The sequence below is a fragment of the Rhizobium sp. L1K21 genome (assembly GCF_024055895.1).
In the GTDB taxonomy this organism is placed as follows: Bacteria; Pseudomonadota; Alphaproteobacteria; order Rhizobiales; family Rhizobiaceae; genus Ensifer_A.
This window is the reverse complement of sequence record NZ_JAMXLE010000001.1, coordinates 248,945-266,976: the sequence shown is the minus strand read 5'-3', so window position 1 is coordinate 266,976 and position 18,032 is coordinate 248,945. Positions and strand designations below refer to the sequence as shown.

The following is an 18,032-nucleotide window of genomic DNA, read 5'->3' as shown; positions in this document are numbered from 1 at the left end:
CCGCGTTAGAAATCGGTCCATACCCGCAAATAAGAAACGATTGCTTCAGCCGTACGTAGGGATGCCTGATGGGAAGCCGCGTTCACCGGGCCCAACCCCATATTTTCAGATCCGATCTGATCAAGATATTGAGCAACACCTTCAGGTGTTTCACCTCGCATGAGCAAATGAGCTGCGCGAAGAAGATAAGTGTCATACTCATCGGCAGCATTGGTACGCCAATCGATGTCGTTGAGCTGGCGTATTCCAATGGGATCCCAATAGTCCCACCCTATTTGGCGTAGCGCACGGATGTCGACTTCTCTGTCTTCGCTCATAGTCATTTTCCAGAAGCCTGTCGTTTCACGGTGCTTGAATCTGCACGCCTAAAAACTAAGCGAAAAATTGAACGAAAGTCTTTATGAAGCCGCTTCCGCACTATCCTCGATGGCCTGCATGGCATCGTCGGAAAGGCCGAAATGATGGCCGATCTCGTGGATCAGCACATGGGTCACGATATCGCCCAGCGTCTCGTTATTCTCCGCCCAATAGTCAAGAATCGGTCGGCGATAGAGCATGATCCTGTTCGGCATCTCGCCGGTTTCCATGGAAAACCGCTCACCCAGCCCGCGCCCTTCGAAAAGCCCTAAAAGATCAAACGGCGTTTCCAGCGCCATATCCTCAAAGATCTCGTCGTCGGGAAATTCCGCAATCTCGATCACCAGATCCGACGCCAGACGTCGAAATTCCTCCGGCAAGTGGCTGTAAGCCTCAATCGCCAGAGATTCCAGAACACCAATCGAGGGCGAAAACTGATCCCGCCACTCACCCGTTTCGTCAACGCGATCCATAAAAACTCCTTGTGCAGGGTCATATAGTCGGTATGGACAGAGATTGCGAGAGGCGATTGGGATTAGGGTGAATGGCGGGAGTTTGCTGCTAATATGGTGAAGCTTTATCAGCAAGACTCGCATTCCGGTTCAGCTAATAGTATTAGTCTTCTATAGCCATTTTCTAGGAAGACCAATGCTTGCCTGCGGGGCAATCTGCCAACCGTCCAAAGTTCTTCGAGAGATTCAACTTTTCGAGTCTAGCACGAGGCCGGCAAGAGTCGAGACTGATGCAGGCGATGGTTTCATTAAAAGCATTGGCAATCCTCAAGGAAATGCGGCGCTTGTGTCCGAGCTTATCGCTGCTGAACTGGGAACTTGGTTAGGCCTTTCGATTCCACCGTTTGCGGTCATTCGGAAGTGCGATATTGAAATCCCAATGCTGAACCACCACAGCAATATGCTACCACCACTATTCTTTTCGAAGGCGGTGAACGGTATTCCTCGTGATGGCAACGATACCCTGTTAAAGATGCTCACGAATAAATCCGACGTTGCAAAATTGGTGGTTTTTGACACATGGATCCGAAATACGGACAGATACACGAACGAGCATCCTAATTCAGACAATTTATTATACGAGGCTGTCGCCAAAGGGAGAAAATATTCCTTGACACCGATTGATCATTCCCATTGTTTCGTGGATATTGACTTTGATATAGATTTACCATCTGACGACTTGGTTTTCGATCCAAGTGTTTATGGATTCTACCCCGAATTTGAGAAATTCATAACCCCACGTAGTGTTGGGGTAGCTGTTGAGAAGCTGCGCACCCTCGAAAGAGAGTTTGTGCAGGAATGCGTTAACTCAGTTCCTGCAGAATGGGGATTGCATGCAGTGGCAAGAAATCACTTGGTAGATTTTGTTTGTAGACGAGCCACATACGTGGTTGATACAATTTCGATGAAGCTCGTGGCAGCCCCTGAGTTGCCAGGGATGAGACCATAATGGATGAGAAACAAGGATATTTCTCGTTAATTCAGTACTCGGAATACCCCGAGCGTAACGAGTTTCTTAACGTTGGAATAGTATTATTTTCCAATGCGATACCTCATGTCATCGTCAAATTAGGAGAAAGCCGCTCAAGAATACGTAAGGTTTTTGGCGTGTATCCTGGAAAGCATTTTGAAATTTTGATGCACTCTATGAAAGATCGCATCATGTCAGAATTTAATTCAAACTGGGATAGACAGAGTGTCGAAAAATTCATTGGCCTTCGTTCCGGTAACATAAGGTTATCGTCACCGAAGTCCGTGTTAGTGGATGCTGACCCTAACATCGTTGCTAATGAGCTATTCGAACGTTTAGTCGAGCCTTTTGAGATCAGAGAACCGATCCAAAGGGTGCAAAAAAAATTGAAAAAACAACTGGTTATGAGTGGTGTCGAAAGCCTCCTCGAAAAGCCTAAACCTGTCTCACTTCCCCAAGGCGTAGTAGTAAAAGCACAATACGCCTATCAGAATGGCTCGTACAATCTAATTAATGCAATATCTTTGCGCGATGATCCAAACATAGCTTTGGCTGCAGCAGGCAAACAAGCAATTGAAGGGCTTTGGTTGTCAGAATTTGACAAGGGTCAAAAGCGCCTCATCGTAGTTGGCGATGTTGAAAATCAGAATAGTAATTTCGTTAATGCTGTAAAAGATTTGATGAGAATGAACAAAACAGAGTTTTATTCATTGTCCGATATTTCACCTCTTGCGCGAGAAATACGTGAGCATGTTACTGCCAACGATCTCTCTCAAAGCACATCTAGTAGTTTTCTCAATTAAACCTTCCGACACACAGTGTGGGAATAAATTCTCATCCATCCCGCTTGACTCTTCCCCCACCCTCTGGAATCTATAAGAACATAACAGGAACATTTATGAGGGCAACGTCATGGCACAGCCTGCCTTGGCGAAGGGGACGCTTTGCGCTCTTCGCCAGACCATAGCCCGCATCGAAGCGGGTCAGAGCCACACGGAGACTTTGGAAGCGAGGGGTGAAAACCCGCGCCTGCCGCTGGGCGTCGAGGCTTTCGATGAGGCACTGTCCGGCGGCCTGATGCTCTCCGGGCTGAACGAGCTGCGCGCACCCTTTACCACCGATTGTGGTGCCGCATCCGGTTTTGCGCTTGCCCTTTCCACATTGGCACTGGAAAGGCGCGACATGCCCGGTCTGGTCCTCTGGATCGGCGAGGCCATCACCGGCCGCGAAGCGGGTTATCCGCACGCAGCCGGACTATTGAACCTTGGTTTTGAGCCGGCAAACCTGATCTATGCCACCCCGCGCAAGATGGAAGATGCGCTCTGGATTTGCGAAACCGCACTCGAAGTCTCCGCCTTTGCCGCCGTCATTCTGGAAATCCGCGGCAATCCGGCCCGCTTCGGACTGGCCGAAAGCAGGCGGCTGCATTTGCGCGCCCGCGCAAGCCGCATGCCGCTTTTCCTGTTGCGCCAGGCGGGCGAAGAAGAGGCCTCCAGCGCTCACACCCGCCTGCGTATTGAACCAGCCGCCGCTGCCGAACGTCTGCGCCCCGATGGGGTGCCGATGAGCGGCACCATCGGCCGTCCGCGCTTTGCCGTCACCATTGAAAAAAGTCGCAATCCCGCCCCCCTCACCGTCTTACTGGAGTGGAACGCCCATGAACGCCAGTTTTCCCTCGCCCGCACAGCCCGGCCTTCTCGCGCGCTCGAACCAGCGCTTTCTCGCACTCCTCTTTCCGCATCTGCCGAGCGACCGGATCGCGCGCAAACGGTGGGGTCCATCGTGGCGTTTGAGCGGGCGTCCTGACCATCCGCCGGTGGTCTTTTCCGCCCGCGTGCAAAACGCCATGCGGCTTTGCGCCATGGATGAGGCCGCCGAAGCCGCAGGTCTGAAACTCGGACAAGGCGTGACCGAGGCGCGCGCCTGTATCCCCGAAACGGAGGTCATCGAAGCGACCCCCAATGCCGACCGCGCTTTTTTGAACGGCCTTGCCGACTGGTGCGGCCGCTACACGCCGCTGGTTGCGACCCACGGCAATGACAGCCTGTTTCTCGACATCACCGGCTGCACGCATCTTTTCGGCGGCGAGCACGCCATGCTGCGCGATATCCTGAGCCGCCTTTTTCATATGGGGCTCGACACCCGCGCCTCCATTTCATCAAGCCCCGGCCTCTCCTTCGCGCTCGCCCATAGCGGCCAGCAGAAAATCGTTGAAACCGGCCATGAGGCCGAAGCGCTTACACCCCTTCCCCTGTCCGCATTGCGGCTGGAAGAGGAAACGCTCGCCGCCCTCTCCCGCTCCGGCCTCAAAATCGCAGGCCATCTGATCGGCGCGCCACGCGCGCCACTTGCCCGCCGCTTCGGCAGCCATGTCCTCAGGCGTCTCGATCAGGCTTTGGGCATCGAAGAGGAAACTATTTCACCGCGCCTGCCCGTTGCCCGTTTTTCTGCCGAGCGTCAGATCCCCGAGCCCATCACCGGCGAAGACGATATTCTCGCGCTGGCGGGACAGCTGGCCGCCACGCTCGAAAAAAGCTTCGACGCCCATGGCCTCGGCGGGCAGATGTTTGAACTGGCACTCTTTCGTGTCGACGGCCATGTTGCCCGCCTCAATGTCAAAAGTGCCGACCCGCTGAAGGAGCCCGCCCGCATTGCCCGCCTCTTCCGCGAGCGCCTCGCCGGTCTTCACGATGATCTTGAGGCCGGATTCGGCTTTGAAATGATCCGCCTTTCGGCAGGCCTGACAGCCCCCTTCAATGCCCGCCAGCGCGATTTCATGCAGCACGGCAAGCCGGATCTGCCGATTGCCGATTTCGCCGCCCGGGTGGAAGCCCGCCTGGGCGAAGCGCTGATCCATGTTCCCGCCATGCATGAAAGCCATATTCCCGAGCGCGCCTCCCGCCTTGCCCCGTTTTCCGGTGCGACGCCCCCCGCAGCAGCCACCCTGCCCGCCCTCATCCGCCCGGTGCGGCTTTTTCAATATCCCGAACCCGTGGAGGCCATGGCCGAAGTGCCGGAAGGCCCGCCAATCACCTTCCGCTGGCGCCGGGCGCAACATCGTGTGCGCCGCGCCGAAGGGCCGGAGCGTATCGAGGCCGAATGGTGGATCGACGGCACCGACACCCCGCCGCGCGACTATTTCCGCATCGAGGATGAAAAAGGTCATCGCTTCTGGCTCTATCGTGAAGGGCTTTATGGCCGCACGCCGCTGCCGCCGCGCTGGTTCATGCATGGGGTTTTCGCCTGATGTCCGCCTTTGCCGAAATCGGCGCGCGCAGCAATTTCTCTTTCCTGCAGGGTGCCTCCGATCCAGAAGACATGGTTGAGACCGCCAGCAAGCTCGGCCTTGCAGCCATCGGTCTTGCCGACCGCAATACGGTCGCCGGTGTCGTGCGCGCCCATCAGGCCGCCAAGGTGGCAGGCTTGAAATTCCACCCCGGCAGCCGCCTCGTCTTTTCTGACGAGACACCCGACATGCTGGCTTATCCCGTCAACCGCAAGGGCTGGGCGCATCTCTGCCGCCTTTTGAGCCAGGGCAATCTGCGGGCCGAAAAGGGAACCTGCGAACTCTATGAAGCAGATCTCATGGAATGGGCAAACGATATGCTCTTCACCATTCTGCCGCCAGCCGATCAGGACAATCAGGCACTGGAGGCACTTTTATCCCGCCTCAAAGCCCGCGCGCCGGGCCGCGTCTATCTCGGCCTTTCACCGCGCTATGATGGCAATGACCGGCTGAATTTCGGCTGGCTTTCCGTCGTCGGCGCCAATATGGGCATCCCCCTCATCGCCACCAATGAGCCGCTCTATCACGATGTCAGCCGCCGCCCGCTCAGCGACATCGTGGCCGCCATCCGCCATCACGTCACCGTTGCCAATGCAGGCCTCCTGCTTGCCGCCAATGCCGAGCGCCACCTGAAAGGTCGGCAGGATATCGCCCATATTTTCCGCGACCATCCGCAGGCAATCGAGACAGTTTCCACCTTCATCAGCCAACTGAAATTTTCGCTTGATGAACTGCAGTATCAATATCCCGACGAAAGCAAGGATGGCGAAACACCCACCCAGACACTCAAGCGCCTGACCTATGAGGGGGCGGCATGGCGTTATCCGAATGGCGTCCCCGAAAAAGTATCAAACCAGATTGTCCACGAACTCGCGCTCATCGAACGGCTGCATTACGAACCCTATTTCCTCACCGTCCGCCACATCATGGAATTTGCCCGCTCTAAAGGCATTCTCTGCCAGGGCCGTGGTTCGGCAGCCAATTCAACCGTCTGCTTCTGCCTGCGCATTACCGAGGTCGACCCGGCTTTGTCCGAATTGCTTTTCGAACGCTTTGTTTCCCCTGAGCGCGACGAGCCGCCCGACATTGATGTCGATTTCGAGCATGAACGCCGCGAGGAGGTCATTCAATATATCTACGACCATTACGGCCATGCCCGGGCGGGGTTGGCAGCTGCGGTCACCACCTATCGCGCCCGTTCGGCAGGGCGTGAAACCGCCAAGGCCATGGGCCTGTCGGAGGATGTGCAGGCCGCCATGTCCGCCTCCATCTGGGGCTGGTCGTCTTCCGCACTCACTGAAAAGGAGGCCAGGGCCGCCGGGCTCGATACGAGCGATCCGACGACCCGCATGGTGCTCGACAATGCCTCCACCCTCATGGGGTTTCCTCGCCATCTCACCCAGCATTCCGGCGGCTTCGTCATCACCCATGACAGGCTCGATGAAATCGTCCCCATCATGCCCACCGCCATGGAAGGCCGCACCATGGTGGAATGGGACAAGGATGATCTCGACGCGCTGAAAATCCTCAAGATCGACGTTCTGGCACTCGGCATGCTCACCGCAATCGCCAAATCCTTCCAGCTTCTGGCCGATCATTACGATCTGCCGATGACCATCCCAGACGTCCCCAAGGAGCAGAAATATGTCTATGACATGATCACACGCGCCGACACGATCGGCACGTTCCAGGTGGAAAGCCGCGCCCAGATGAGCATGCTGCCGCGCCTGAAACCGAAAGAATTTTATGATCTCGTCATCGAAGTCGCCATTGTCCGTCCCGGCCCCATTCAGGGCGGCATGGTCCACCCTTACCTCAAGCGCCGCCAGGGGCTTGAAAAGGTCGATTATCCGAGCAAGGCGCTGGAATCCGTTCTTTCCCGCACCCTGGGCGTGCCGCTCTTTCAGGAACAGGCCATGCAGATCGCCATTGTCGCTGCCGGCTTTTCGCCCGCCAAGGCCGACAAGCTGCGCCGCGCCATGGCCACCTTCCGCCGCACCGGCACGATCGGCAATTTCCGCACCGATTTCATCGCAGGCATGGTCCGGAACGGCTACACGGAAGACTTCGCCGAGCGCTGTTTCAAACAGATCGAAGGTTTCGGTGATTATGGCTTTCCCGAAAGCCACGCCGCCTCTTTTGCGCTGCTGGTCTATATCTCCGCATGGCTGAAGGCCACCTACCCCGATGTCTTTTGTACAGCCCTTTTGAATTCCCAGCCCATGGGCTTTTATGCCCCGGCCCAGCTTGTGCGCGATGCCCGCGAACATGGTGTCGAGGTGCGTGCACCCGATATCAATCTTTCCTTTTGGGGTTCCACATTGGAGAAAAATGCCTTCAACCCAGCCCGCATGGAGCCGCGTCATCGCGAAATGGCCAAAACCATCGCCACCCGTCATGCCGTGCGTCTCGGCTTTCACCAGATCAAAGGCCTGAAAGAGGACGACATGAACCGCCTCACGGCAGCCCGTAGCGGAGGCTATAAATCCGTGCGCGAACTCTGGCTGCGCTCAGGCCTCACCCGCGCCGTCATCGAGCGCCTTGCCGATGCCGATTGTTTCCGCTCCATCGGCCTCGACCGGCGTCAGGCGCTTTGGGAGGCTCGTGCGCTCGATAAAAAGTCGGCGGCTGAATCCATGCCCCTTTTTGAAGCCACGCAGAAATCGTTGACCGAAATACCCGATTTCCAACCCGAACCCACCATTCAACTGCCCGTCATGCCCGTTGGCGAACATGTTTTGCAGGATTATCGCTATCTCTCACTGTCCTTGAAGGCCCACCCGGTTTCCTTTCTGCGCTCTGATTTTACAGCACGCGGCATTGTCGCCTCGCGGGCGCTGCAAAACCTGCGCAATGGCCAGCGCCTCACGGTTGCCGGCCTCGTGCTGGTGCGCCAGCGGCCGGGCACGGCAAAGGGCGTTATCTTCATGACGCTGGAAGATGAAACCGGCGTCGTCAATGTCATCGTCTGGAAAGACATCTTTGAAAAATACCGAACGGAGGTCATGAGCGCCCGACTGGTGCGCATTCGCGGCAAGCTGCAAAGTGCGCAAGGCGTCACGCATGTTGTGGCCGAACATATTGAAAACATATCCGGCACGCTTGCCCGGCTGGAAGAGAAAGCCAGTGCAATGGCCCCACCCGCCATCGCCGCCGGCAAAAACCGCAATGAAGGCGTTCCCGCAAACCTCATGCCCAAGGGGCGGAATTTTCACTGAGCCAGCCTTGTACTTGGCGAAACTTTGTGATTGACCTTTAAGTAAACCAAACGATTGGAAAATGCGGGAGACCCCCATGGCAGGCGAACGCGCCCTCATCGTTATCGATGTCCAGAATGATTTCTGCCCCGGCGGTGCCCTTGCAGTGTCGGGCGGCGATGAGATTCTACCGGCCGTCAACGCGCTCATGGAAGACTTCGCCCATGTCGTGCTGACACAGGATTGGCATCCCGCCTGCCATTCCAGCTTTGCCTCTTCGCATGCTGGCAAAAGCCCGTTTGACGTGATTGACATGCCCTATGGCGCGCAAACGCTGTGGCCGGATCACTGCATTCAGGGAACCAAGGGGGCAGAATTTCACCCCGCACTGAACCTGACAAAACCGGAGCTCATCATCCGCAAGGGCTTCCGCACCGCCATCGACAGCTATTCCGCCTTCTTCGAAAACGACCACAAGACTCCAACCGGGCTCGGCGGTTATCTGAAGGAACGCAGTATTTCCGATGTGACACTATGCGGCCTTGCAACAGACTATTGCGTTGCCTATTCCGCACTTGATGCCGCCAAACTCGGCCTCGCAGTCACCGTAAAACTTGAAGCCAGCCGTGGTATCGATCTCGGCGGCTCTGTCGCCACCATGATTGCCGGCATGAAAGAGGCCGGCATCACCATCGCCTGAGCAGGGTTCCGAACCTTTGCACGGCACACGCCTTGAAGTGCCAGGAACCATTTTCATGAGCTGTCCCAGGAGGAAAGTGTGGCTCAAACCGATATAGCACGACGCGTTTACAACCACGCCTGGAAGCTCGACCCGATTGTCCGCAGCCTCCTGGACACGGATTTCTACAAGCTTCTGATGCTGCAGATGATCTGGCATCAATATAGCGATGTGCGGGCTGAATTTTCGCTCATCAACCGCACCAAGAGTGTCCGCCTGTCCGATGCGATTGATGAAGGCGAACTGCGCGCGCAGCTTGACCACGCCCGCACCCTGCGGCTGACCAAAAAGGAAATGATCTGGCTCGCAGGCAACACATTTTATGGCCGCCGGCAGATTTTCATGCCGGAATTTCTCGAATGGCTGTCCAATTTTCAGCTTCCCGAATATGAGCTGGAAAAGCGCGACGGCCAATATGAACTGCGGTTTCATGGTTTATGGCGGGAAACCACCATGTGGGAAATTCCAGCCCTTGCAATCATCAACGAGCTGCGTTCGCGATCAGCCATGAAAGGCATGGGCCGGTTTGAGCTTGACGTTCTCTATGCCCGCGCAAAAGCCAAGATGTGGGACAAGGTCGAGGCGCTGAAGCAATATCCGGGCCTTCGGATCTCCGATTTCGGCACCCGCCGCCGCCACTCCTTTCTCTGGCAGCGCTGGTGCGTGGAAGCCTTGAAGGAAGGCATCGGCCCGGCCTTTTCCGGCACATCCAACGTGCTGCTGGCCATGGATACGGACCTCGAAGCGCTCGGCACCAATGCCCATGAACTTCCAATGGTCGCTGCCGCTCTCTCCAACACCGATGAAGAGCTGGCGGCCGCACCCTATCGCGTGCTCCAGGATTGGCATCAGCTCTACGACGGCAATCTGCTGATCGTGCTGCCCGACGCCTATGGCACATCCGCATTCCTGCGCAATGCGCCGGACTGGGTGGCCAACTGGACCGGCTTTCGCCCCGACAGCGCTCCGCCCATTGAAGGCGGCGAGCGCATCATCGCCTGGTGGAAGGAAAAAGGCCGCGATCCGCGCGAAAAACTATTGATCTTCTCCGATGGCCTTGATGTGGAAACCATCATCAAGACCTACCGCCACTTCGAAGGCCGCGTGCGCATGAGCTTCGGCTGGGGCACCAACCTGACCAACGACTTTGACGGCTGTGCACCGCGCGAAATTCCGGGCCTCTTGCCGATTTCCATCGTCTGCAAGGTTTCAACCGTCAACGACAGGCCTGCCGTCAAACTCTCCGACAATCCGCGCAAGGCGACCGGCGAACCCGCGGAAGTGGAACGTTACAAGCGCTTTTTCGGAACGCAGGATTTTGTCGAGCAAATGCTGAAGGTTTAGGCACCCTGGCTGCGTCATCTGAACACATCACTTCTAGCGAAAACCAATGAGACGAACACGAAAACTATCTTGACACTGGAAGTCCGGTTTAGCATAAATCGGATGAGAAATATCAAGTTTTCGGATGCCCGTCATGCTCGTCTGCAGCTGCAACTTCATCACTGACCGCGAAATTCGCGATGTCATCATTGATATGCTCAATGAAGACTGTTGGCAGTTGATCGTTCCAGGCAAGGTTTACCGTGCGATGGAAAAGCGCGGTCGTTGCTGCGGCTGTTTCCCCAACGTTGTCGATATCATCATCCAGACCACCGAAGACTACCACCGCAACGCTTCGCGAGAAGACGAACGCGTTTGCGATTTCATGCAGCGCCTGCGCAATTTCCATGACGAGCAGAAAAACAAGATGGCCGCCATCCGCACTGCTCGGCCAAAAGTTGCTTGAATATCCAATAACCTAGTTGCGACTTGCTGACTCTTCTTTAGAGTGAGAACACGTGAATGTGCGGGCGATTGCCTGCCGCTCTTATATTATAGGGAAATTTGGAAAGGAAACACCGTGAAGGGTAGCGCAAAGGTTATAGAACGTCTGAACGAGGCGCTGTTTCTCGAACTTGGCGCAGTAAACCAGTATTGGCTGCATTACCGGCTGCTGGAAGATTGGGGATATGCCAAGCTGGCCAAGAAAGAGCGTGCCGAATCCATCGAAGAGATGCAGCATGCCGACAAATTGGTCGAGCGCATCATCTTTCTCGAAGGTCATCCCAACCTGCAGACCGTGGCACCGCTGCGCATCGGGCAAAACGTGAAGGAAGTGCTGGAAGCCGATCTTGCCGGCGAATACGACGCCCGCACGTCCTACAAAAAATCGCGCGAAATCTGTTATGAAGAAGGTGATTACGTCACCATGCAGCTCTTTGAAGCCCTGCTGTCGGATGAGGAAGGCCATATCGACTTTCTCGAAACCCAGCTCGAACTTCTCTCCAAGATCGGCGAAGAGCGTTACGGCCTTCTCAATGCCGCCTCTGCCGACGAAGCCGAATAAGGCACGAAACAGATTAAAGCGAAACGGGGCCGAATAGAGCGGTTCAGCTTTTAACTGAAGCGCTCAGGGCCACAAGCGTGGCCCGGCGCTAATGCGCCGCCCCCGTGGAGCATTGCGCAAAGCGCAATTGGCGTGAGCGAAAAAAATGTAGACTGTTTCGGTCAAAAACTGAAACAGTCTAGGCCCCGTTTTTTATTTACCCAAGATGCCGGAAGGCATTGACCACCTGCTCATAGACAGGCCGTTTAAACGGCACGATCAGGTCCGGCAGTTCTTGCATCGGCAGCCAGTCCCACTGGTCAAACTCAGCCGTGTGGCCACCGGGTGGAGGATTGATCTGGATCTCGCTTTCATCGCCCTCAAAACGGAAGGCAAACCAGCGTTGCGTCTGGCCTCGATATTTTCCCTTCAAGCCGATACCGATCAGATGTTGTGGAAGGTCGTAATTGAACCATTCCGGCGCTTCTTCCAGCAGGGAAACGCTCTTCATGCCGGTTTCTTCGTAAAGCTCGCGATAGGCGGCCTCCCGCGGGTCTTCGCCCTTGTCGATACCGCCTTGCGGCATCTGCCACAATTGCGGCGAGCCGTCATATTCCGAATTGCCGATGGCGATGCGCCGGCCCGCCCACACAAGGCCTTGCGCGTTCAGCACCATAACACCAACACAAGGGCGATACGGCAAGTCCTGCGGTCTCGGTGCGATTTTATCTTTCGCGTCCTTCTTGTCCTTCTTTCCCATCTCACCTTCCCGCATTATCCGCCAGCGCGGAGACACCAACAATTTCAATCCCGTGGCCGCCGGCCTCTTGCGCCCATTCGGCGATTGCTGACAGGCTCTCATCAAAGCCCGAAGCAACGCCGATTGCCGTCCCCTTCCGGTAGGCGATCCGTTCCAGTTCATCAAGCTTTTTCAAAATGGCTTCGGTATCCACCTGTTCGTCCAGCACCAGATCGGCAAAGGCGTGCGGCATGTCATAGGCCTTGGCATAATCGCCGCTCAGCGATTGCACGCTCGTTCCATCATCGAAAAACATCAGGCCGCGCTCGCCGATATCCTGCATCACCGGCTGAAGTGCATCGCCGGCAGCGAGAAAACGCCCACCGAGATAGTTCATGATACCCGTGTAGCCCGTCATTCGGCCCATGGCGGCATGCAGATTGGCGATATTGGTGGCAGCCGATTTGCTGCTCACCAGCGTTCCGCGCCCGGGATCGTTCTGCGGATAGTTGAAGGGCTCCATCGGCACCTGCAGCAGAATTTCGTGGCCGTTGCGCCGCGCTTCGGGTGCCCAGCGCGACAGCGAATTTCCATTGGCCGCAAAGGCAAGCGTGATCTGTTCGGGCAATTCTTCAATGGCCCGCATCGTTCCCGTCTGGCTGATACCGAGCCCGGCCACCACGATGGCGATACGGGTTCCCCGCGCACCGGACCAGGGCCGGGCGTAATAGTCGAACGGGCGCAACCCGTCGGGCCCCACAATCGGCAACTTGCCTTCCGGTGTCTCTTCAATCAGGTCGTCATTGGGCAGACCGGCCAGACGCGGGTCCTGCGTGGTTTGGGCTTGAATGATCAGCGGCCCGCTGCTCTCGCGCCCGCGCGGACTGAACTTTGTGACAACGGAACCATCGTCCATCACCTGCCGCTCAACATTTGCCCCATCCTGGCGTCCGCTGGTGGCAATACCTGGCAGTTTCGTTTTTTCAGCTTGCGAAGAAGCATCATCAGATGCGGCAGTCGCATCTGACAACACTGCGGGGGGCAGTTTGTCAGGCTGGATGTAGGGATAGATTGAAAGACCGATCACCAGAGCGGCAAACACACCCGTCACGCCGCCGCTGAAATAGCGACCCGAAGAAGAACCGACCTTTACCTTGCGCTTGCGGTCCTTGCCAAGCGGCGCATTCAAATCCGTAGACACGTTCCGCGGTTTCCCGTCCCCGTCAAGTTCTCTCTTCCGCCCCAGCCCCTGGAAGGCAAACGCCCGCCCTGGTCAAGAGGGCGGGCGTTCAGATCATGCGATCAATTGTCGTGAGCAATCTTGGTCGGATCCGGCGGGAAGCTCGGATCGGTCTTGTTGCCGCGCAGCAGGTCCAGAGCGTAGTTCAGCTGAACGTCGTCCTTCGGATCCGGCGGCACGTAAGCGGCAGAACCGGAACCGGCATCGGTTTCGTCCTGGCCCTTGATGTGGCCGGCAAGCCCGGCTTCACCACCGGTTTCCACCTTGCCCTTCAGCTCATCGGGAACCGGCTCTTCAACGCGGATATCCGGGGTAATGCCCGTACCCTGAATGGAGGTGCCGGACGGCGTGTAATAAAGCGCCGTTGTCAGGCGCAGTGCACCGTTTTCACCAAGCGGAATGATCGTCTGGACCGAGCCCTTGCCGAACGAGCGTGTGCCGAGAACCGTCGCACGCTTCAGGTCCTGCAGAGCGCCTGCAACGATTTCCGAAGCCGAAGCCGAACCGCCATTGACCAGCACGATCACCGGCTTGCCGTTGACCAGGTCACCCGGCGTCGCATCGAAACGGCGCGTATCGCCCTTTTCACGGCCACGGGTCGAAACGATTTCGCCCTGCTGCAGGAATGCGTCGGAGACGTTGATCGCCTGATCAAGAAGTCCGCCGGGGTTCAGGCGCAGGTCAAGCACAAAGCCCTTCAGCTTGTCGTCGGGAACCTCAGCCTGGATCTTTTCAATGCCCTTCTGCAGATCTGCAAAGGTCTTTTCGGTGAACTGGATAATGCGCAGATAACCGACATCGCCTTCAACACGGTACTTAACCGCCTGAACCGCAATAATATCGCGAACGATCTTCAGGTCGATAGGTTTATCGGCACCTTCACGAATGAGTTCCAACTCGATCGGCTCGCCAACCTTGCCGCGCATCATGTCCACGGCTGCACTCAGCGTCATGCCGCGCACATCCTTGCCGTCAATCTTGGCGATGTAATCGCCCGCCAGAACCCCGGCCTTGGCAGCCGGCGTATCTTCAATCGGCGTGATAACCTTCACCAGGTCGTTTTCCATGGTGACTTCGATACCCAGACCGCCGAATTCGCCACGCGTCTGCGTGCGCATTTCTTCAGCTTCCTTGGGGTTCATGTAGCTCGAATGGGGATCAAGCGAGGTCAACATGCCGCTGATCGCGCTTTCAATGAGCTTCGTATCGTCAGGCGGCGTCACATATTGCGCCCGCACCCGCTCGAAAACGTCGCCGAAAACCGAAAGGTCACGATAAGTCGAACCATTGGCCGCGGACGCCGCATCGCTTATCGAATAAAGCCCGCTAACAGCTGCCGCACCCATCACGGCACCTATCGCCATAAGTGAAACCCTACGTATCATTACTTGCCTTTCCAGAATTTTGAGCGGACCACCACGCCCGGGAATCAGTCGGTTTGTTGTTTTGCCAAAGCTCAATGTAAAGGCTTGGCCTGTCAGTTTCCAGCGACAATGAAGCCGCACTTGCAATTCGTGTCTCGCCCATTTCGCCGATTGGCTCGCCGGCCACGACAAATTGCCCCGGCCGCACATTCACATTGCCCATGCCCGTCATCACAAGACGGTATTTTTCGCCAACATCGAGGATAATCGTCTCACCATAGCTTCTGAATGCACCGGCATAGATGATCCAACCATCCGCAGGCGCTGTCACCAGCGCACCGGCATCGGCAATCACCGTCACGCCCTGTGCATCGCCAAGTGGCCCTGGCTCAGCCTCGCCATCAGCAACCAGCTCGCCGCGAACCGGCAGTGCAAGTCGTCCCTTCAAGCTTGAAAACGCAAATGCAGGAGCAATGCGGTTTTTATCGGGCAATGTGCCTTGATCTGTTGCATCATTTTTTGGACCGGCCTCGGCTTCGCGGCTTTGCTGTGCCGCCTCGCGCACCGAACCGATCTCCGCCTCCAGCGACGCCATCAGCTCCTGCATGCTGCTGGCTTTGGCGGCCAGCGCCTCGGCCCGTTTCTGCTCTTCGGCCAGCGTCTTTGCGGAAAGCGCCGATTGCTGACGGTTTTCCTCCAGCAGCAGGCTCATCCGCTTTTCTTCTTCCAGCCGCGCCACCATCAACTGCTTCAGCGATTCGCGCTCGCTGGAAATCGCTGCAAGCGTCTTTGAAAGCTGCTGAAGATCAGCATAAAGCGTTTCCGTCTCTTCACGAATGCCCGGCACCACGGCCCCCAGCAGGATGGCGCTTCTGACCGAGCCGAGCGCATCGGAAGGCTTGACCAGGATGGCCGGCGGCGGGTTGCGGCCCATCCGCTCCAGCGCGCCTAAGACCTCGGCCAGCAGACCGCGCCGCTCATAAAGAGAAGCGCGGATATCGCTTTCCTGTTCGCGCAGCGCAGTGAGCTTTTTCTCGCCCTGACTGATCTTCGTCTCCAGCGCATTGCGTGTCTCGGCAGACGAAACAAGCGCCTGCCGGATATCAGCCGCCCGATTGTTCAGCTCGGCGATTTCGCTTTGCAAATCGCCAATCTTGGAATCGGAAAGACCGATACTTTCGCTAAGCGCCTTCAGCTCCTCTTCGGTGGCTTTACGGCGTGCTTCCAGATCGGCTGCGGGATCGTTTGGCTTTGGCTTTTCGACAACCGTTTCTTCAGCATGCAGGCGCGCAAGACCGGAGGGCGCGAGGGTCGCACCCAACATCATCAGCACAAATGGCAAACGCCTGCCGGTTTTCATTCAAGCCCGCTCTGTCGCATCCAATTGTAGAGTCTAACCTGATTTGCCCCAAAGAGCCAAGTTTCACGCGCGGTGATAGGGATGACCTGACAGAATTGTGACTGCGCGGTAAAGCTGTTCGGCAATCAGAATGCGCACCAACTGGTGCGGCCATGTCATCTTGCCGAAACAGACCGTCGCATCTGCCCGCTCCCGCAGGCTCTGATCAAGCCCGTCTGCACCGCCAATCGCAATCATCAACTCGCGTCGGCCCTGATCGCGGAATTGCCCGAGTAGATTGGCAAAATCCTCCGAGCCCATCGCCTTGCCACGTTCGTCCAGAAGCAGCAGAACTGCACCATCCGGCAGCGCCTTTTCCAGCATCTGCCCTTCTTCGCGCTTGCGTGTATCCGAAGAAGAGGCGCGGCTTTCATTGACTTCGGTAACGCGCGAAAATTCCAGCCCGATGGGTGGCCCGGCCTTGGAAAAGCGATCAAAATAGCGTGCTGCCAGTTCTTTTTCAGGCCCGGACTTTAACCGCCCGACCGCAAAAACCCCTATCCGCATAGCCTTCCCTTTAACCGGTCAAATCCACCCGCCGCGAGAATGTCAGCATTCGCGGAAATCAGTATCTGTCTCTAAACCGGCAGGCTGCCCGACACGGCACAAAAATAGACAGCGTGTTCAATTGGCGCCAATTGAACAATAAGGTTACGCATCAACCACGGAGCTGAAGCCCTGGCTTTGCAGCTCCATGAAGTCCGTGCGTCTTAGTGCAGTCTTCCTTCTTCAAGATCGGGGGCAGCCCACATCTTTTCGATGTTGTAAAACTCCCGAACTTCAGGGCGGAACACATGCACGATAACATCGCCTGCGTCGATCAGCACCCAATCGCCTGCCTCAAGACCTTCCACGCGCGGTGCATCATAGCCCTCCGCCTTCAGGTCGGTGATCAGGTGATCGGCAATCGCGCTGACATGACGGTTCGATCGCCCGGAGACAACAACCATGTAATCTCCCAACGCCGATTTTTTCGCGATGTCGATGGTGACAATATCTTCGCCCTTGGAATCATCAAGACTTCCAAGGATCGTTTGGAGCGCGCGGGCAGCGGCATCAGCGCCACGTTCCTGGCTCTTGGGAATACTGTGAAGCACAGTTCCCTTGGATTGTACTGTTGTCAGAGGTCTACCTTTCATCAAGAGTAACAGCACGTCAAAAAGCGACTCTCGCCGCGCCCTTAAAGATACGCTTCATGGATGACGGTTTCAAGAAGTGAGTTTTTGCGGAAAATAGTCTGGAGGTTCCGCTCAACCTTTTGTCCGCGCAAGCCGGATGGCTGACGAGCTGAGACTGGATCGCGGACCATGGATAAAGGTCCAGGCCGGCGCTTTCATGAAGGGCAACGCCTGCGCCCGGTCTTCATCCACCCGCGCATAGTCGAAGACCTTGGCCATCTTGGACGAGAGATAGGCAAGCGTCGAACCCGGCCTGTCGATCACCGCGATCGGAAAGGTCGTGGCAATCTCGCACCAATGTTGCCAATGATGAAAAGTCGCCAGATTGTCCGCCCCCATGATCCAGACGAAACGGCAGTCATGGTTATGCTGACGAATATAGGAAAGTGTCTGGGCAGTGTAGCTCTGGCCCAGTGTCTTCTCAAACGCCGTCACCTTCACGCGCGGATCGCGCATCATCGCTTCGCTGGCGGCAATGCGCTCAGACAGCGGCGCCAGTTCGCGTCGGCTTTTCAAGGGATTGCCCGGCGTCACCATCCACCAGAGCTGCTGCAGCCCGAGCCGCTTCAGCGCAATTTCGGCCACCAGCGCATGCCCCTCATGCGGCGGATTGAACGAACCGCCAAACAGCCCGATCGCCATGCCGCTCGCCGTGGGCGGCATGGTCAGGTATTTGCGGCCGA

18 protein-coding genes are annotated in these 18,032 nt (G+C 56.7%); 9 read left to right on the top strand and 9 right to left on the bottom strand.

Going from position 1 to position 18,032, the window contains the following annotated elements; genetic code table 11:
- Positions 1-5: 5 nt before the first annotated feature.
- Entirely contained in the window at positions 6-317 is a 312-nt protein-coding gene (locus NHF56_RS01175; RefSeq protein ID WP_252800818.1) for a hypothetical protein, read from the bottom strand.
- Positions 318-398: 81 nt separating this feature from the next.
- The gene (locus tag NHF56_RS01170) at positions 399-830 is read right to left on the bottom strand and encodes a metallopeptidase family protein (protein ID WP_252800816.1); all 432 of its coding nucleotides are present in this window, start codon (positions 828-830) and stop codon (positions 399-401) included.
- Between the two features lie 175 nt (positions 831-1,005).
- Here NHF56_RS01170 and NHF56_RS01165 point away from each other — a divergent pair, with 175 nt between their 5' ends.
- The 9 genes from NHF56_RS01165 (at position 1,006) to bfr (ending at position 11,450) form a co-directional block, all read left to right on the top strand.
- Complete coding sequence (locus tag NHF56_RS01165) at positions 1,006-1,818, top strand: HipA family kinase (RefSeq protein WP_252800814.1); 813 nt, start codon at positions 1,006-1,008, stop codon at positions 1,816-1,818.
- Entirely contained in the window at positions 1,818-2,642 is an 825-nt protein-coding gene (locus NHF56_RS01160) for a DUF3037 domain-containing protein (protein WP_252800812.1), read from the top strand. The genes NHF56_RS01165 and NHF56_RS01160 overlap by 1 nt, the downstream gene beginning before the upstream one ends.
- A gap of 109 nt (positions 2,643-2,751) precedes the next feature.
- Positions 2,752-3,645, top strand: a complete 894-nt coding sequence (locus tag NHF56_RS01155) for an ImuA family protein (protein WP_252800810.1) — start codon at positions 2,752-2,754, stop codon at positions 3,643-3,645.
- Positions 3,581-5,086, top strand: coding sequence for a DNA polymerase Y family protein (locus NHF56_RS01150; RefSeq protein WP_256995398.1), 1,506 nt, complete (start codon positions 3,581-3,583; stop codon positions 5,084-5,086). Before NHF56_RS01155 ends, NHF56_RS01150 begins: the two co-directional genes overlap by 65 nt.
- The gene (locus tag NHF56_RS01145) at positions 5,086-8,343 is read left to right on the top strand and encodes an error-prone DNA polymerase (protein ID WP_252800808.1); all 3,258 of its coding nucleotides are present in this window, start codon (positions 5,086-5,088) and stop codon (positions 8,341-8,343) included. Before NHF56_RS01150 ends, NHF56_RS01145 begins: the two co-directional genes overlap by 1 nt.
- Positions 8,344-8,419: 76 nt before the next feature.
- The gene (gene pncA, locus NHF56_RS01140) at positions 8,420-9,022 is read left to right on the top strand and encodes a bifunctional nicotinamidase/pyrazinamidase (RefSeq protein WP_252800805.1); all 603 of its coding nucleotides are present in this window, start codon (positions 8,420-8,422) and stop codon (positions 9,020-9,022) included.
- A 78-nt stretch (positions 9,023-9,100) separates the two neighbouring features.
- Positions 9,101-10,405, top strand: a complete 1,305-nt coding sequence (pncB, locus tag NHF56_RS01135; RefSeq protein WP_252800803.1) for a nicotinate phosphoribosyltransferase — start codon at positions 9,101-9,103, stop codon at positions 10,403-10,405.
- Between the two features lie 124 nt (positions 10,406-10,529).
- Positions 10,530-10,850 (top strand): (2Fe-2S)-binding protein, encoded by a 321-nt coding sequence (locus NHF56_RS01130; RefSeq protein WP_252800801.1) that lies wholly within the window; start codon positions 10,530-10,532, stop codon positions 10,848-10,850.
- A 114-nt stretch (positions 10,851-10,964) separates the two neighbouring features.
- On the top strand, positions 10,965-11,450 hold the full coding sequence (gene bfr / locus NHF56_RS01125) for a bacterioferritin (RefSeq protein WP_252800799.1): 486 nt from the start codon (positions 10,965-10,967) through the stop codon (positions 11,448-11,450).
- Between the two features lie 196 nt (positions 11,451-11,646).
- Here bfr and NHF56_RS01120 read toward each other — a convergent pair whose 3' ends face one another.
- From NHF56_RS01120 to NHF56_RS01090, 7 genes are all read right to left on the bottom strand, one after another.
- Entirely contained in the window at positions 11,647-12,189 is a 543-nt protein-coding gene (locus NHF56_RS01120; protein ID WP_252800797.1) for an RNA pyrophosphohydrolase, read from the bottom strand.
- 1 nt (position 12,190) lies between these two features.
- Positions 12,191-13,369: a divergent polysaccharide deacetylase family protein gene (locus NHF56_RS01115; RefSeq protein ID WP_252800795.1), complete on the bottom strand. Its 1,179-nt coding sequence runs from the start codon at positions 13,367-13,369 to the stop codon at positions 12,191-12,193.
- Positions 13,370-13,470: 101 nt separating this feature from the next.
- Positions 13,471-14,793, bottom strand: coding sequence for a S41 family peptidase (locus NHF56_RS01110; RefSeq protein ID WP_252800793.1), 1,323 nt, complete (start codon positions 14,791-14,793; stop codon positions 13,471-13,473).
- Entirely contained in the window at positions 14,783-16,132 is a 1,350-nt protein-coding gene (locus NHF56_RS01105) for a murein hydrolase activator EnvC (RefSeq protein ID WP_252800791.1), read from the bottom strand. Before NHF56_RS01105 ends, NHF56_RS01110 begins: the two co-directional genes overlap by 11 nt.
- Before the next feature lie 63 nt (positions 16,133-16,195).
- Complete coding sequence (rlmH, locus tag NHF56_RS01100; RefSeq protein ID WP_252800788.1) at positions 16,196-16,678, bottom strand: 23S rRNA (pseudouridine(1915)-N(3))-methyltransferase RlmH; 483 nt, start codon at positions 16,676-16,678, stop codon at positions 16,196-16,198.
- A 203-nt stretch (positions 16,679-16,881) separates the two neighbouring features.
- Positions 16,882-17,310, bottom strand: a complete 429-nt coding sequence (rsfS, locus tag NHF56_RS01095) for a ribosome silencing factor (RefSeq protein ID WP_252800785.1) — start codon at positions 17,308-17,310, stop codon at positions 16,882-16,884.
- Positions 17,311-17,421: 111 nt separating this feature from the next.
- Positions 17,422-18,012 (bottom strand): nicotinate-nucleotide adenylyltransferase, encoded by a 591-nt coding sequence (locus NHF56_RS01090; protein WP_254007622.1) that lies wholly within the window; start codon positions 18,010-18,012, stop codon positions 17,422-17,424.
- Positions 18,013-18,032 lie beyond the last annotated feature (20 nt).